This window comes from Thermomicrobium sp. (genome assembly GCF_053493975.1).
Genome location: NZ_JBRBZA010000022.1, coordinates 1 through 15,301 on the forward strand (window position 1 = coordinate 1; position 15,301 = coordinate 15,301).

Sequence of the window (15,301 nt, forward strand, 5' to 3'; positions counted from 1 at the left end):
ACTCGTACACCACTGACGCCACTGACCGCACCCGACCACGGCCGAGGCTGCCGCTCGCTGCGTCGTCGTTTTGCCTGTCCTGGTGCGGTGCCGGAGGTGGGACTCGAACCCACACGGGGTCGCCCCCAGCGGTTTTTGAGACCGCCGCGTCTGCCGTTCCGCCACTCCGGCGTCACTCCTTGTAAGTATAACCGCTCGTTCTTCTCAGCGGCAGTGCGCACCCCCCATGCGTAGACAGAGCCGACGGCATCGGCGCAAGGGCCTCCGTGCGCCGAAGATAACCGGTCGTTGGCCGGTCAACCACCACACGTTTGCGTAGCCTGTCCACCACCTGCTCGACCTCGTGGCTCGCCCAGCCGACCACGGTGATGCTGGTGTTCCCCGGAGCCAGACGAAGCACAACGCGCCACCCGCTGCGACCGCGTGTCGCCCACCAACGACAGCGACCTGTCATCGCTTCCACAATGCTTCCACAATCGTGCGTTTCCACTAGTCGACTACCGATCCCTGAGGTGTTGAGTCGCCCGCACCAGCACCCAAAATCTGAGCCGCTCGCATCGCCAGCCAGAGGGTCGCCAGATCATCCAACCGGTCGACGCGCAATCCCGTCAGCATTTCCACCCGTCGCAGGCGATAGAGCAGTGTCTGGCGATGGATGCCCAGCCGGCGAGCCGTCTCGCTCCACGACCCGTTGCAGGCGAGGAAGGTGCGCAGCGACGTCAGGAGTGCCGTGCCGTGGGTGGCGTCGTACGCTTGCACGGGAGCCAGTACCCGCGCGACCAGTTCCCGCGCCGCTTCGAGCGAAAGGGGCCAGCCGAGCGCACCGCCACGCACCGCTGCATACCGCTGCAGTCCGCGCTCCTGCACATGCGCTGCCCAGCGAGCCTCGACCACAGCCACCGGTATCCGGCTGAGCGAGCGGATCGGATCGCTCCACCCGATCGCCCGATCGCTCGCGAGCGCGCGCATCACCTCGAGTGCGTGCGAGGAGTCGGGGAGCAGCACGAGAAAGTAACCATCCCGCCGGATGACGGCATGGGGAACGAGCCGTCGCTCGAGTATGGTGTGCAGCTCCTCGAGCGTCACGGCGAGTTCCGGCACGGCAGCGATCGCGTACGGTGGTTCGGGGAAACCATGCTCGCGGAGCAAGAGGTCATGAGCGAGATCCGGGTTCAGGCGTTGGTCGACGAGCTGAGCGAGCAGCTCACCTGCCAGGCGTCGCTGCCGCTCTCGTTCGACCGCCTTGCGTTCCAGCGCGAGTGCAACGACCGTCGCCACATGCCGCAAGACGACGACATCATGACCGCGTCGCCGATCCTTCGGGATGACGACCAGGAAAGTTCGACCACGCGTCGGAACCGGCAACGCGATCGCCCCACTGGCGAGCTCGGGCAGCTGCACCACGGCGGGGAGCTGCCCTTCCGGATAACGTTCCACGGCGCGCCGCACCGATCGAAGCAGCTCCGGCTCGGGACCCGCCACCGGCAGGAGCTCCTGACCGAGTACGAGGTCGAGGACGATGAGTCGGGCAGCGAGGATCCGTTCCAAGCGTCCCCGCAATTCCGCGTCCTCGGCCGTCCCGTGCACGACGAGCCGCGCGACCTCATAGATCTGCACGGTGCGGCGCAGGCGCTCGTGCTCGTCGCCGAGATTGGCGTCGGCCACCACCCGGGAGACAGCGACAAATGGCACATCGTAAGCTGCGAGGAGAACCGGTACGGCTAGGCGATCAGCCGTCTCCAGCATGGCATCCGACAGGGCTGGGGCCCGCATCCCCTCGCAGATCATGAGCCCGCTCAGACGAGCCCGAGCGAGACGCTCGATGTACGCCACTTGCCCAGCCTCATCCCGGGGTATACCGATCCCGACGGTCATGACGAGTTCGCCACCACTCAGCCAGACCGTCGGATCCTCCAGCTCGCAGACATGCGCCCAAGTGATCACCCGGTCGAGGCCAGCTTCACCCGCCACCAGGCGGGTCTTCAACTCAGGATGTTCGAGCAGCTCGCGCACCGTGATGCCCATGGCACCTCGCATTTCACCTGCCGATGCGGTCGTCTGCTGAGCCCTTCGCCGAGATTCCGCACTGAAGGCCCGCGACGGTCTCGACCGCTCATCCTGGTGAGTCACATCCCCCGGCCTGCACTTAAGGATACCGGACGGTTCGTTGCGATCGTCCAGCAAATCTCTGCCGCTTCGTGCAACTGTGGGATTGCTCGGCCACCTCTCTCCACCTCACACTGGCTATGAAGCGACCGGAACCGTCACAGGAGAACGACAGGGCCAAAACGGCGACGAGCGAGAGGGGCAACGAGTGTGGCCGAACTAGGAGAACACGGCGGGGACGTTACAGCAGCGGCTGAGACGCTGCTCCCTGCAGCACGCGAGCGAGTGTGGCAGTTTCTCCTGGATATCCCCCGTTCCACGCGCTGCCTGCCTGGCGTCCACGACGTGGTCCAGGTCGGAGAGCGCATGTTTCGTGGGACGGTACGCTTTCGAGCTGGCTTCGTACAGTTCGCCTTCGACGCTCTTGTCGAACTCACCGAGCTGGTGCCCCCAGAGCGGATCCGCCTGACTGCCCTGGCGACTGACCCGCTGACACGAGAAACGGTAACTGCTCATGCCGTTGCCGAACTTCGGGAAGACGGCGAGCGAACGGCGATCCGCTACACGCTCACGGTCTCGAGTCCTGGCCTCTTCGGTAGTCTCGGCCGACGCATGCTGGAGGAAGTGAACCGCCGGATGATCGACGCATTCTTCCGCTGTGTCGAACGGACTCTGCTCAGCGAACAGCCGGTCGAGATACAGGAGTGAAGGAGCGCGCCTGGAGTAGCAGGAAAGGAGTGCGCACATGCGCAGTTACGACGTCGTGATCATCGGCGCTGGAAATCTCGGTCTCTGGACCGCCTACCACCTGGCCCAGCGAGGGGTACGTCGGATCGTCGTCTGCGAACGGTATTGGGCCGGGTACGGCGCCACGGTGCGCTCAGCTGGGATCATGCGGCAGCAAGGCGGGTCGGAGACCGCCGTGAAACTCGGGAAATGGTCGCGCGAGCTATACCGAAAGCTCGGCCAGGAACTCGGGCTGGACAGTGGCTTCCGTGAAGTCGGCTACTACGTCGTCGCTTCTAGTCCCATGGAGAAAGCGGTGTTCCAGCGCCTGGTGGAGCTGCGAACCGCTCACGGCGTTCCGAACGAATGGTTGGAGCCGGAGGATCTCGCCCGACGCCTTCCTTATGTCGATTGGAGCCGATTCGCCGGTGCGACCTACACACCCAACGACGGCTATGTCGAGCCAGCGATCATCGTTCGCAACATCGTCATGGCCGTGCGAGCCGCCGGCGTCGAGCTGCTCGAGCAGTGCGAGGTCCAGGGGATCGAGCCGCTCGCCAGTGGTTATCGAGTCGTGACGTCGCGAGGCGTACTCGAGACGGAACGGGTAGTCGATGCTGGCGGCCCACGCGGTGCCCGGCGTATTGCCGAGTTCGTGGGGATCGAGGTACCGGTGGCCGCTGCCCGGCACATGGTGATCTCCTTCCCGGAGCGACCGCCCGACATGCCGGCGAACTTCCCGATGATGTTCGTTCTGGCTTCTGGCTTTTACCTACGCCCGGACGAGCAGGGAGTGCTCTTGGGGTTTTCGAATCCCTTGGAGCAACCGGATCCGAGCGATCGCTACCTTCTGGAATTCGACTGGGACTACTTCGAGAAGCTGAGACCAGAGTGGGAAGCGACGATCCCCAGTTTGACAGGGAAGGTGATCGGTCGAGCCTGGACCGGTTCGATCGATTACACACCGGACCAGCTTCCCATCATCGACGAGCCGCGCTTCGGTTTCTACGTGCTGGCCGCCGGTGGACACGGGATCATGTGGGGGCCAGCTCTCGGGATGAAGATGGCAGAACTGGTTACCGAAGAGCGCTTGAGTGACCTCGACCCGGAGGAAGTGCGCCTCAGCCGTTTCACGGAAGGCCGACTGGCCACCGACGCCATTCATCTCCCTTTCCCGCACTGAGCACACGGTCGAATCTCCCCAAACCGACGGTCAGCGGGGGGGCAGCGTGGTGGACCACGCTACCCCCTCGATCTGTCGTGACAGTTCCGGGGGGCCGGTCACCCGCTATCGATTGCCGGCCCTCTTCGGGTAATGACTGGGGCCACCGCGCGACGACGAGTGGCGCGGGCTGTCTCGAGTGCGTATGAGCGCTCGCCGGGACGCGGTGGCTGTCGCCTGACGAGCGTGTTGGTCGACCGCAACTCAGCCTTGGCCCTCTTCATCATCGTGCATCTGTATGAACCAGCTCGACAGTCTTTCGACCCTTCGTGGATTGCCAGCAGGGGGTTCCGATCGGTATACGTGGTAACAGGAACTTTTCCAGCCGCGGTAAAGGCGAGGATCGATCCTTCGGTTTCGGCTTCATGATCGATCGCGTGCAGCGGAGGTGAGTAGTGAAGGTCGAGAGCGTCTCGCTCGTCCCTACGTTGCCAGGCCGCTACTATGTCGATCCGGCGATCTACGCGCGCGAACAGGAGCGGATTTTCGGCCGCCTCTGGACCTGCATCGGGCTCGCCCAGTCAGTAGCCGAGCCTGGCCAGTATCTCACCACCGAGCTCGCTGGTGAGCCCGTGCTGGTCATCCGCGGTCACGATGGTGAGTTGCGAGCCTTCCTGAACGTTTGCCGCCATCGCGGAGCGCGACTCTGCACCGAGTCCAGAGGATGTCTGGAATCGCGCGTGATCCAGTGCCCCTATCATGCCTGGAGTTATGCCCTCGATGGACGCCTGATCGGTGCACCGAACATGCGGGACGTGTCCGAGTTCTCCCCGGAGCGATACGGGCTCGTACCCGTACCGCTCGCAGTCTGGGAAGGCATGATCTGGGTCAACCTCTCGAACGATCCTCCGCCGGTCGAGTCGCAAATCGTGCCTCGCATCATCGAGCGACTGGGAGATCGCGCGATCTTCGATCGGTATAGGGTCGGCCAGCTCCGCATCGGGGCAACGCTGACCTACGACGTGCAAGCGAACTGGAAGCTCATCGTCGAGAACTTCATGGAGTGTTACCACTGTGCCGTCGTCCACCCCGAGCTGAGTCGGCTCGTCCCGAGCTTCCGTGCCGGTTACGCCTACCAGGAAGGGCTCGGGGCCACGTTCGCTGAAGGGGTCGAGACACTGACACTGACTGGCAAGCGCACGCGCCCGCTCTTGCCTGGTCTTCGCCCCGAGGACGATCGCACCTACTATGGTATGGTCCTGGTACCCAACATCTTCGTCAACTTGCATCCGGACTACGTTCTCATTCATCGCTTGGAGCCGCTCGGTGTCGGACGCACCTTGGTGCACTGCGACTGGCTGTTCGATCCGGCTGTCGTCGCCGCGCCGGATTTCGATCCCAGCGATGCAGTCGAGTTCTGGGATCTCGTCAACCGGCAGGACTGGGCGATGTGCGAGCGGTGCCAGCTGGGCGTCGGCTCGCGGGTCTATGCAGATGGGGGCGTCTTCGCACCGATCGAAGCGCACATCCGCCGTTTCAACGATTGGGTGCTCGCGCAACTCGGAGACGACGCGACGGGCCCATCGACCTGAGGCAGGTGGCCGAGGATGAGGAAAGCGGTGAAAGGAGTGACAGGCAATGCCCTCCTATGATGTGCTGATCATCGGCGGTGGAAACCTCGGGCTGTGGACAGCTTATTTTCTCGCGAAGCGTGGTCTGCAGCGGATCGCCGTCTGCGAGCGCTACTGGGCCGGATTCGGTGCCACCACGCGCTCGGCCGGAATCGTGCGCCAACAGGGCGGCTCGGAAACTGCGGTGAAACTCGGGAAATGGTCGCGCGAGCTCTACCAGGAATTGGGCCGTGAATTGGGCCTCGGGAGCGGCTTCGTGGAAGTCGGCTACTACGTGCTCGCCTCGACACCGGAAGAACGAGCAGCCTTTCAGGAACTCGTCACCCTGCGCCAACGCTGCGGGGTCGAAAATACCTGGCTCGAGCCGAGCGAGCTCGCCCAGCGCCTCCCCTTCGTCGACTGGAGCCGTTATCTGGGCGCGACCTACACGCCGAACGACGGCTTCGTTTACCCGCAGATCGTGGCCCGCAACATTACGCACGCCGTTCTCCGCGCCGGTGTCGCACTCTTCGAGGAGTGCGAGGTCCAGGAGATCGAGCCGCTGGCCAGCGGCTACCGCGTGAGGACAACGCGGGGCACTTTCGAGGCCGAGCGCGTGGTGGATGCCGCCGGTCCACGCGGTGCCCGCCGGATCGGTGAACTGCTGGGCATCGACGTGCCAGTCTCGGCAGCCCGACACCAGATCGTCAGCTTCCCGACGAGGCCTGCTGACCTGCCGGCGAACTTTCCCATGCTCTTCGTCCTCGCCAAGGGATATTACCTGCGTCCCGACGAGCACGGTGTCCTGTTGGGGATGAGCAACCCGGAGGAGCAGCCGGATCCGACCGAGCGCTTCCTCCTGGAATTCGACTGGGACTATTACGAGCGACTCAAACCCGACTGGGAAGCCACGATACCCGCACTCCGTGGCTTACCGATCGGCCGGGCCTGGACCGGTTCGATCGATTACACGCCGGACCATCTTCCCATCATCGACGAGCCGCGCTTCGGCTTCTACGTGTTGGCCGCCGGTGGACACGGCATGATGTGGGGGCCAGCGCTCGGCATGAAGATGGCCGAACTGATCCTGGACGAGCGCGTGAGCGACCTTCCCGACGAGGAAATCCGGCTCAGTCGCTTCCAGGAACCTGGCAAAGTGCGCGATGCCATCGCGCTTCCTTTCCCGACGCGCTGAGAGCGTTGGGAGCAAATCTGATCGAGGAGGAAGTACTCTATGGCTGATCGCATCGATGCCCTGCTCCAGTTCCTGGCGCGCCAGCAGCGACTCCGCCGCCGCGAGCTGCTCGGTGGCCTCCTAGCAGCTGGCACGCTCGCTGCCTGCCGGCAGTCCGCCACCCCCACGCCGACCGCTGCTCCAGCGGCGCTGACACCCGCTGCCCAGGCATCACCCAGTCCCGCTCCGATCGGTGAGTTCACCGTACCGGGCTACGATGATCCCAACCGCTGGAAGGGGCGCACGATCGTCGTCACCTCCTGGGGCGGCGCTCTGCAAGATGCCCTCCGCAAGACGATCTACCAGCCCTTCTCACGTCTCACCGGCTGTCAGATCGTCGAGGATACGACCGACGAGGCCAAGCTGCGGACGATGGTCGAGTCCGGCACTGTCCAGTGGGACGTGGTCGATGTCGGGACCGAATCGGTGATTCCGATGGGTCGTCTCAATCTGCTGGAGCCACTCGACTACAGCAAGATCGACACCTCCGACATCTTCCCAGAACTCGTGCTCGAACACGGCGTCGGTTATTTCTATTATTCGACTTGCCTCGCCTACCGGAAGGATAAGTTCCCGGACAAGCCACCGCAGAGTTGGGCCGATATTTGGGACGTTCAAGGTTTTCCCGGTCCGCGCGCGTTCCAGAAGTACATCCAATGGGGGCCGCTCGAGGCAGCTCTCCTGGCGGATGGTGTGCCGATCGACCAACTCTACCCGCCGGATGTCGACCGTGCCTTCCGCGCACTCGACCGCCTCAAGCCGCACGTGACGGTCTGGTGGGAGGCAGGTGCCCAACCGGCCCAACTCCTCACCGATGGCGAGGTGTATCTGACCGATGCCTGGATCGCCCGCATCCAGTTCCTGATCGAGCAAGGATCCACGGTTCTCGGCTACACGTGGAACCAGGGGCGCCTTTCCAGCGATTCCCTGGTCATCCCGCGCGGCTCCAAGAACGTCGATGTCGCGCACGACTTCATCAACTTCGCCTTGCGGCCAGAAGTGCAGCGGGCCTTCGCGCTGGCCTATCCGGACGGCCCAGCCAACAAGCGGGCGTTCGAAGCCCTGCCGGCAGAACGCGTGGCGGTGTTGCCGAGCGCGCCGCAGAACAAGGCGCTCCAGGTCTATCCGGACTATCAGTGGTGGGCCGATCACCTCGACGAGGTCGTCGAGCGCTTCAATAGCTGGATCGCCAGCTAGCACCGTCGTCCAGCGCTCCAGGTACGCCGGACGCCACCTGTCTCTGGTGTCCGGCGTATCGCGGGCCGGAAGGAATCCGACTCGGGACCAATGCACCGCGTCTCCGCGGCCGCAACGAGGGAGGAGAGTTGTCTTCCTTTGCTGGTGAGAGGAACCGAGTTCGAGAGCCGATCGTTTTCATACGCCTGACACAGGCATCCCGCTCGGTACCGTACTCGGCGCGAATTGAGCGCGAGCGCCGTTCCGCTATCCTTCTACTCGAGTGGCAGCTTCGTTCCAACGAATCGATCGGATCGTCGGCAAATACCAGCCAGCAACGACCAGTCGAAGGAGCGACCCGTCCCCGATCATCCGTTCAGCGGAACATGCTCAGGTCCCGCTGTTCGAGCGTTTGACGGGAAGATGCTGATGCAGGCCGAACTCGCAGCGTTCCGCTTCTGGTACCCCTGGCGGGTACGTTACCGTGACTGCGACATGCAAGGAATCGTCTACTTCAGTGTCTATTTCGAGTACGTCGAGCAGGCGATCATGGAGTATTTTCGGCAGATCGGCATCCCGATCGGTCAGACGATCCACGAGGGATCGTTCGACTGGGCGTTCGCTCATGCTGAGATCGATTACCGAGCACCAGTCGCCTTCGATGACCTGGTTTCGATCGGGATCCGCATTCCGAAGAGGGGACGATCCAGTTTCGAGGTGCACTTTGCGGTCGTGGACGAAGCGCGCGAACGTGTCCATGCGCACGGTCGTCTCGTGCTCGTCTGCTACGACAGCCGGTCTCGACGGTCCTGCCCATTGCCCGATTTTGTTCGGGAAAAGATCGAGGCATTCGAGGGTGCATGATGCTCGAGCAGAGAACAGCCCAATCGGAGATGCTCGCTCCGTTGTTGCGACCGCGTAGCATCGTCGTCGTCGGCGCGAGTCCGCGGCGGCGCATGGCCCGGACCGTCCTCTTCAATTTGCGAACCTTCGGCTTTCGCGGCCCAGTCTGGGCACTGCATCCAAGCGGTGAGCCGGTCGAGGGGTTCCCCTGCTTCCGCACGGTCGAGGATCTTCCCGAGACGCCCGACTGTGCCGTGATCGCCCTCTCACCGGAAAATACCCTGGAGGCGTTTCGCGCGCTCGCTGAGCGAGGAGTGCGGGCTGCGGTCATCCTCGGCTCCGGTTTCGCCGAAGCGGGTCCGTCGGGCTTGGCGATCCAGCGGGAAATCGCCGCCATCGCCCGCGACCGCGGCATCGCTGTCTGTGGTCCCAATTGCCTCGGATTAGTAACTCCGGACGCACGAGCGACCTTGACCGGCTATCACCTGCCAGGCGACCTCGCGCCCGGTCCGGTTGCGGCGGTCGTGCAGAGCGGGTCGGTCTTTTGGTCGCTGGTCCACAACACGAGGGCACTTCGCTTTCGCTACCTGGTCTCCAGCGGGAACGAAGCCGTCCTGACCGCCACTGATTACTTCGCCGCCGCCTTGTCCGATCCCCACGTCCGTCTTCTCGTCGGCTTCCTCGAAGTCGTGCGCGACGGTGAGCGGTTCCTGGACGTAATCCAGGCCGCTCACGCGCGTTCTGTCCCGATCGTCCTGCTCAGGGTCGGTCGCTCGGAATTGGCCCGAGCCACGGTTCTGGCGCACACCGGCGCGATCGCTGGCTCGGACGCGATCTTCCGTGACGTCATGCGCCAATACGGCGTGATCCTGGTCGAGACGCTGGACGAGCTGTACGACACGGCTGAATTCCTGCTCGCTGGGCGCTGGCCGCAAAGCTTCCGCGTGGGCGTCGTGACCGATAGTGGAGGCGAGAAGGCGCTCATCGCGGACTGGGGAGAGCGGATCGGGCTCGAGTTCCCACCCTTGTCACCGAAAACTGTTGAACGACTGCGGACGGTTCTGGCTCCGTACGTCAAGCTGGAGAATCCGCTGGACGCCTGGGGTTCCGGCAACTTCGACGAAGTCTACCCCGCCACGTTGGCCGCCTTGGCAGACGACCCGAACATCGAGACCGTCGTTTTGGGAACCGACATGGTGCGGGAAACCGAGGAAGCGTACCTGTATGCCGAGGCGATGCTCGCTTTGCGCGAGCGCACCGCCAAACCACTCGCGGTGGTCACCAACCAGGCAACGGGCCTCGATTGCACGGAAGTACAGCGCCTCCGCGCGGCCGGGATCCCCGTTTTGCAAGGAACCGAATACGGTTACCGCGCGATCGCTCATGCGGCGCGCTACAGCCAGTGGCGAGCCAACGCACCGGGCCCGCTCGCTCCACCGTTCTCCCTGGGGGAGATTCGCCAGGAGATCGCGCGCTGGCACCAGCGTGCCACGCGGTCAGCACCCGACCAACCGGTCGCGCTGACCGAGTACGAAGCGAAGCAGATCCTCGCCTGCGTGGGGTTGCCTATCCCGAGCGAACACTGGGTGACCTGCCTGGAGGAAGCACTCGCGGCAGCCGACGAGATCGGGTATCCGGTCGTACTCAAGGCGCAGGGACCGACCTTGCTCCACAAGAGCGACCTCGGAGCGGTCCGGCTCGGTATCGCCGATCGCCAGGCGCTGATCGAGGCATGGCGGGGGATGGTGGACACTCTCGCGGCCACACCATCGCTGGAGGTCACTGGGTATCTCGTTCAACGGCAAGTTCCGCGCGGATTGGAACTTCTCCTCGGATGCCTCCGCGATTCGACGTTCGGCATGGTGGTAAGTGTCGGTCTCGGTGGTGAGTTCGTGGAGATCTGGCGAGATGTCGTGTATCGGAAAGCTCCGGTCAGTCCAGACGAGGCAGATCGGATGCTCAGCGAACTGCGGGGCGCAGCGCTGCTGGCTGGTCATCGACGGCTGACTCCGCGAGACCGCCGGGCGGCGGCCGAGGCCATCGCGCGTTTCAGCTGGTTCGCCGTGGCAGCGGCTGACCTCATCGAGGTCGCGGAAGTGAATCCGCTCATCGTGCTCGAGGAAGGACGAGGTGCGTGGGGAGTGGACAGTCTGATCGTTCTGCGTGCTCCGGAAAGGAGGGATGGATGATGGATGGAGTCCGGCCGGAGGTTCTCGAGTTCGTCGAGGAAACCAAGCGCTACGTCTACGAGGAGCTGATGCCACTCGAAGACGAGATCGAGCGGACAGACTATCTTCCCCCAGAAGTGATCGCCGATGTGGCCAAGCGCGGCTACTTCGGCATGACGATTCCCAAAGAGTACGGGGGGCTCGGCTTCAACCTGCTCGAAACGTGCATGGTCCTGGAGCAGATCCACAAGGCCCCTCTGGCCATCGGCTACGTGGTGGACCTCAACAACGGCATCGGTAGCCTGGCCATCCTGCACGGCGGCAGCGAAGAGTTGAAGCGCGAGTACTTGCCTCGCCTGGCACGCGGGGAGATCATCGGCGTCTTCGCCATGAGCGAGCCGCAGGTCGGATCGGACGGCCAAGGCATCTCCACCCGAGCCGAGTGGCGTGACGGCTACTGGGTGCTCAACGGCGTCAAGTACTGGATCACCTGGGCAGAGCGTGGCGATATCTTCACGGTCGCCGCGGCGACCGATCCCGGCAAAGGTGCTCACGGCGGGATCAGCGTGTTCCTCGTTCCCAAAGGGACGCCCGGAATGCGGGTCGCGCGTCGACAGAAGATGATGGGTAACGCCGGCATCGACGAAAGTGTCCTCGTCTTCGAGGATTGCAAAGTGCCGGCCGAAAACCTGTTGGGTGAACTCGGTTGGGGCTTCCGGCTGCTCATGCGCACGCTCGACGAAGGGCGTGTCAAGTGCTGCTCGCTCGCGATCGGCTACGCCGAACGCGCCTGGGAACTCGCCATGGCCTATGTGAAGCGTCGGCAGGCCTTCGGTCAGCGGCTGGCCGACTTCCAGGGCATCCAATGGCAGCTTGCGGAAGCGGCGACGACGATCTGGCTCTCTCGCCTGGCCATGTACGAGGCAGCGCGCAAGATCGATCGCGGCGAGTTCGCCGCCAAAGAAGCAGCGATGGCCAAGCTCTACGCTACGGAAGCATGTCAGCACGTCGTCGATACGGCTGTGCAGCTCTTCGGTGCGCGCGGTTACTGTCGTGATTACCCGCTCGAGCGCATCTACCGCAACTATCGGAGTCTCCGTATGGTGGAAGGAACCAGCGAAATCCAGCGGCGCATCATCTGGAAGCAGATGTCCAAGCTCTACGACCCGGAGCGCGCCCCGGACGAACGGACGCGCGAGCACGCGATCCGCGTCGAGCGCATGCTCGAGCGCGCGTTAGCAGTCGATCGCCCCTATCAGGATTGGGGCTTCCGGTATCTGGACGAGGCGGCAGCGGACGACTGAGAGCGGCCTCGCTCGACCGACGCTGTCGAGCGAGTCGTCGCCCAACGACACGGGAGGCGTGCGCTGCCGATCACGCTTCCCGTGATCGGTGTCGCGGTTTTTGCCGATAACGACGCGTGTCGCTCGGCAGGAGGATCGACGAGGAGTCGCCACACGCACCGGGTCGGCGATCGCTGCGCGGTGCGGCGGTGCGCGGCTGGCAGCGAGGAGACCGTCACGGAGCAGGTAGGCACTCATGAGCGTGCCCAGTGAGGCCTGCGTCGCTGGTGATGTCCGACGAAATCTGTGTGGTAACATGTCACCGATGAACCGTTCGGCCGCAAGGGGGAGAGCAGCATGACGTCCGATCTGCTGATCACGACCACGACGGCGATCGAGGGACGACCGGTCAAAGAGTATCTGGGCGTGGTGACGGGGGAAGCCATCCTGGGAGCGAACATCTTTCGCGACATCTTCGCCAGTATCCGCGATATCGTCGGTGGTCGCTCCGGGGCCTACGAGAAGGAACTGCGCAAGGCCCGCGAGATCGCCTTGCAGGAGATGGCCGAGGCAGCCCGCCAGCTCGGTGCCAACGCAGTGATCGGAGTGGATATCGACTACGAGACGATCGACATGGGCGGGGGCAACATGCTCATGGTCACCGTTTCAGGTACCGCAGTCCGGATCTGAGACGGGGCAGAGACTCGAGAAAAGTGCACGCTGTTGCGGCGCAGCAGAGTCGTCATCCCGAGATCGATTGCGCGCTGGGCTTCGATCCAGCCGACCAACGCTGCGCGGGATGGCTCGGAACGAGTGATTCGTAGGAGTTCCGCCGCGTCGCTGGATGACCCCCGTCTTTCTGTTGTCACCGGTCTTGGGGGTGGAGCGGGTATTTCGTGTCCCCCCGCATGCACTGCTGAGCGTCCGTCACGCGGGAGACAGCGCTGCGCTGCGTTGACGCTTCGCGACAGCGCTCTCGGGTGACCGGCCGGCAAGCTACCCAGGTATCGGCACAGGACTACTGAGAAACAGGGCTCGAGCGATTGACGCCTTCCCATAATGCCTGCTACAGTTGCCTGGTGCCGATCGGTGCAAACCACCGATCGCTTGCCAGTGCTATCGATGGACCGTCGGACAAGTCGGAGGGTGGAGCGAGCAGACGATGATCAAGCTGCGCCTACGCCGCATGGGGAAGAAGAGGCAGCCGCACTACCGGATCGTCGCGGCCGAGGCACGTTGGCCCCGCGATGGCCGGTTCATCGAAGTCATCGGGTATTACAACCCCCGTACCGACCCGTATACGCTCGAAGTGAATGTCGAACGGGCACGGTGGTGGCTCGAGCACGGGGCACAGCCGACTGAAACGGTCCGTGCTCTCCTGGTTCGTGCTGGCGTCCTTCCATCGCGACCGCAGAACGAGGCCAAGCGCGGAACTGCTGAAACCGCGCAGCCCGAGGCATGAGGAGCGTGAATCGTGCAGCGCCGCGACGGCCAACGACCACCCCAACGCCCGCCGCGTCGCGAGCGTCCACTGATCGACCCGGACCTGGCGATGAACCGGCTCGCGACGCTCGTCCGCTACATCGCGGGCCAGTTGGTCGATGATCCGTACGCCATCCAGGTGCGCGCCCGGCGTCGCGGCCGCGCAGTCATCCTCCGCCTCTCAGTGCCCCACGACCAACTGGGTAAGGTGATCGGCCGGGAAGGAAAGATCGCCCGCGCGATCCGCACGATGCTCGGCATCGCCGCCGTGCGGCAAGGTGTCCACGCGAGCCTCACCATCGATGACCAGATCGACGCCCAACCGACAGCCACCAGCTGAGCGACCAGCGTCTCCCGAACGACTGTCGATCGGTCGGATCGTCGGTGCGCACGGGGTGCGCGGCACCTTGAAACTGAAGATCTGGACACATTTTCCGGATCGCATTCCGCATCTCGAATACGTCTACCTGGGCGAGGAGCCGACACCGCGTCGGCTTCTCCGCGCTCGGGTGCAGGGTGATCTGGCTTTCCTCCAGCTGGAAGGCATCACGACGCGCAACGAGGCAGAAGCCATGCGCGGCGTCGTCGTCCGTATCGACCGCAGCCAGGCCGCCCCTCTAGCCGAAGACGAGTACTACCAGTTCGAAATTCTCGGGTTGCAGGTAGTGGACGAAGCAGGCAACCTGCTCGGACGCGTGATCGAGATTCTGGAGACTGGTGCCAACGACGTCTATATCGTCCAACGACCGGATGGAAACGAACTCCTCCTGCCCGCCATCCGCTCGGTCATTGTCGCGGTCGACCTCGAGCAGCAACGCTTGGTCGTCCGCCCGCCGCGGTACTATGACGAGGACTGACGACCTCGGCGCTCCCGGAGAACCCGCCAGACCTCTCCAGCAGGAACACCAGTCGCCTGCAACAAGACCAAGAGATGGTAGAGGAGATCGGCTGCTTCCTGGGCGATCGCCTCGGGCTCGCCGTTCTTGGCGGCGACGATGACTTCAGCCGCTTCCTCGCCAATCTTCCGCGCGATGCGATCCAGTCCGGCCTGGAGCAAGGCGCTGGTATAGGACCCCGGCTGTGGTTCGACTGCTCGTGCCGCGATGATGCTGGCGAGCTCGTCGAGGATCGTTGCGTTCGTTGGCTCCTGAGGCGTGCCCACGAGCGGTTCCGTATCGAAACAGCTCGGACGACCGGTATGGCAGGTCGGGCCATGCGGGTGGACCCGCGCGAGAAGCGCGTCCCCATCACAATCGGCGCGCAGCTCCACCAACTCCAAGACGTGTCCCGAAGTCTCGCCCTTCATCCAGAGCTGCTGACGACTCCGACTCCAAAAGTGCACTCGTCCCGTCTCGACTGTCCGTCGCAGCGCATCGGCATTGGCGTAGCCGATCATGCGGACCTGACCGTTCGTGGCATCCTGCACGATTACCGGAATCAGTCCATCCGCGCCGAAGCGAATGGCACCCAGGAGCCGAGTGATCGTGTCGTCGCTCATCCTCGCTCCTCAT

At 63.9% G+C, this 15,301-nt stretch carries 14 protein-coding genes and 1 tRNA gene; 12 read left to right on the forward strand and 3 right to left on the reverse strand.

Translation table 11 applies throughout. The features are described from left to right. Positions 1-88 precede the first annotated feature (88 nt). Together ACWIVK_RS04475 and ACWIVK_RS04480 are read right to left on the reverse strand one after the other, a co-directional pair. Positions 89-171, reverse strand: a tRNA-Leu gene (locus ACWIVK_RS04475). Between the two features lie 318 nt (positions 172-489). Then, on the reverse strand, positions 490-2,025 hold the full coding sequence (locus ACWIVK_RS04480) for a PucR family transcriptional regulator (protein WP_448575378.1): 1,536 nt from the start codon (positions 2,023-2,025) through the stop codon (positions 490-492). A 291-nt stretch (positions 2,026-2,316) separates the two neighbouring features. Here ACWIVK_RS04480 and ACWIVK_RS04485 point away from each other — a divergent pair, with 291 nt between their 5' ends. The 12 genes from ACWIVK_RS04485 to rimM all read left to right on the forward strand — a co-directional run bounded on the left by ACWIVK_RS04485 (position 2,317) and on the right by rimM (position 14,647). Next, positions 2,317-2,814 carry an SRPBCC family protein gene (locus tag ACWIVK_RS04485; RefSeq protein ID WP_448575379.1) on the forward strand — a complete coding sequence of 166 codons (498 nt, stop codon included), beginning with the start codon at positions 2,317-2,319 and terminating at the stop codon, positions 2,812-2,814. Positions 2,815-2,851: 37 nt separating this feature from the next. Then, positions 2,852-4,015, forward strand: a complete 1,164-nt coding sequence (locus ACWIVK_RS04490; RefSeq protein WP_448575380.1) for an NAD(P)/FAD-dependent oxidoreductase — start codon at positions 2,852-2,854, stop codon at positions 4,013-4,015. Between the two features lie 434 nt (positions 4,016-4,449). Next, on the forward strand, positions 4,450-5,586 hold the full coding sequence (locus ACWIVK_RS04495; protein ID WP_448575381.1) for an aromatic ring-hydroxylating oxygenase subunit alpha: 1,137 nt from the start codon (positions 4,450-4,452) through the stop codon (positions 5,584-5,586). A gap of 46 nt (positions 5,587-5,632) precedes the next feature. Further along, a complete protein-coding gene (locus tag ACWIVK_RS04500) occupies positions 5,633-6,799 on the forward strand; it encodes an NAD(P)/FAD-dependent oxidoreductase (RefSeq protein WP_448575382.1) in 1,167 nt (388 codons plus the stop codon). A gap of 39 nt (positions 6,800-6,838) precedes the next feature. Next, on the forward strand, positions 6,839-8,035 hold the full coding sequence (locus ACWIVK_RS04505) for an ABC transporter substrate-binding protein (RefSeq protein ID WP_448575383.1): 1,197 nt from the start codon (positions 6,839-6,841) through the stop codon (positions 8,033-8,035). Between the two features lie 408 nt (positions 8,036-8,443). Next, the gene (locus ACWIVK_RS04510; protein ID WP_448575384.1) at positions 8,444-8,878 is read left to right on the forward strand and encodes an acyl-CoA thioesterase; all 435 of its coding nucleotides are present in this window, start codon (positions 8,444-8,446) and stop codon (positions 8,876-8,878) included. Continuing rightward, positions 8,875-11,046 carry an acetate--CoA ligase family protein gene (locus ACWIVK_RS04515; protein ID WP_448575385.1) on the forward strand — a complete coding sequence of 724 codons (2,172 nt, stop codon included), beginning with the start codon at positions 8,875-8,877 and terminating at the stop codon, positions 11,044-11,046. Before ACWIVK_RS04510 ends, ACWIVK_RS04515 begins: the two co-directional genes overlap by 4 nt. Continuing rightward, the gene (locus ACWIVK_RS04520; RefSeq protein ID WP_448575386.1) at positions 11,043-12,329 is read left to right on the forward strand and encodes an acyl-CoA dehydrogenase family protein; all 1,287 of its coding nucleotides are present in this window, start codon (positions 11,043-11,045) and stop codon (positions 12,327-12,329) included. The genes ACWIVK_RS04515 and ACWIVK_RS04520 overlap by 4 nt, the downstream gene beginning before the upstream one ends. Before the next feature lie 348 nt (positions 12,330-12,677). After that, positions 12,678-12,998, forward strand: coding sequence for a heavy metal-binding domain-containing protein (locus tag ACWIVK_RS04525; RefSeq protein ID WP_448575448.1), 321 nt, complete (start codon positions 12,678-12,680; stop codon positions 12,996-12,998). Positions 12,999-13,470: 472 nt separating this feature from the next. Further along, positions 13,471-13,770 carry a 30S ribosomal protein S16 gene (rpsP, locus tag ACWIVK_RS04530; protein ID WP_448575387.1) on the forward strand — a complete coding sequence of 100 codons (300 nt, stop codon included), beginning with the start codon at positions 13,471-13,473 and terminating at the stop codon, positions 13,768-13,770. 12 nt (positions 13,771-13,782) lie between these two features. Next, a complete protein-coding gene (locus ACWIVK_RS04535; protein ID WP_448575388.1) occupies positions 13,783-14,130 on the forward strand; it encodes a KH domain-containing protein in 348 nt (115 codons plus the stop codon). Continuing rightward, the gene (gene rimM / locus ACWIVK_RS04540) at positions 14,093-14,647 is read left to right on the forward strand and encodes a ribosome maturation factor RimM (RefSeq protein ID WP_448575389.1); all 555 of its coding nucleotides are present in this window, start codon (positions 14,093-14,095) and stop codon (positions 14,645-14,647) included. Before ACWIVK_RS04535 ends, rimM begins: the two co-directional genes overlap by 38 nt. On the opposite strand, the gene hisIE is transcribed toward rimM, so the two are convergent. Beyond that, the gene (hisIE, locus tag ACWIVK_RS04545; RefSeq protein WP_448575390.1) at positions 14,632-15,288 is read right to left on the reverse strand and encodes a bifunctional phosphoribosyl-AMP cyclohydrolase/phosphoribosyl-ATP diphosphatase HisIE; all 657 of its coding nucleotides are present in this window, start codon (positions 15,286-15,288) and stop codon (positions 14,632-14,634) included. The genes rimM and hisIE overlap by 16 nt on opposite strands. Between the last annotated feature and the right edge of the window lie 13 nt (positions 15,289-15,301).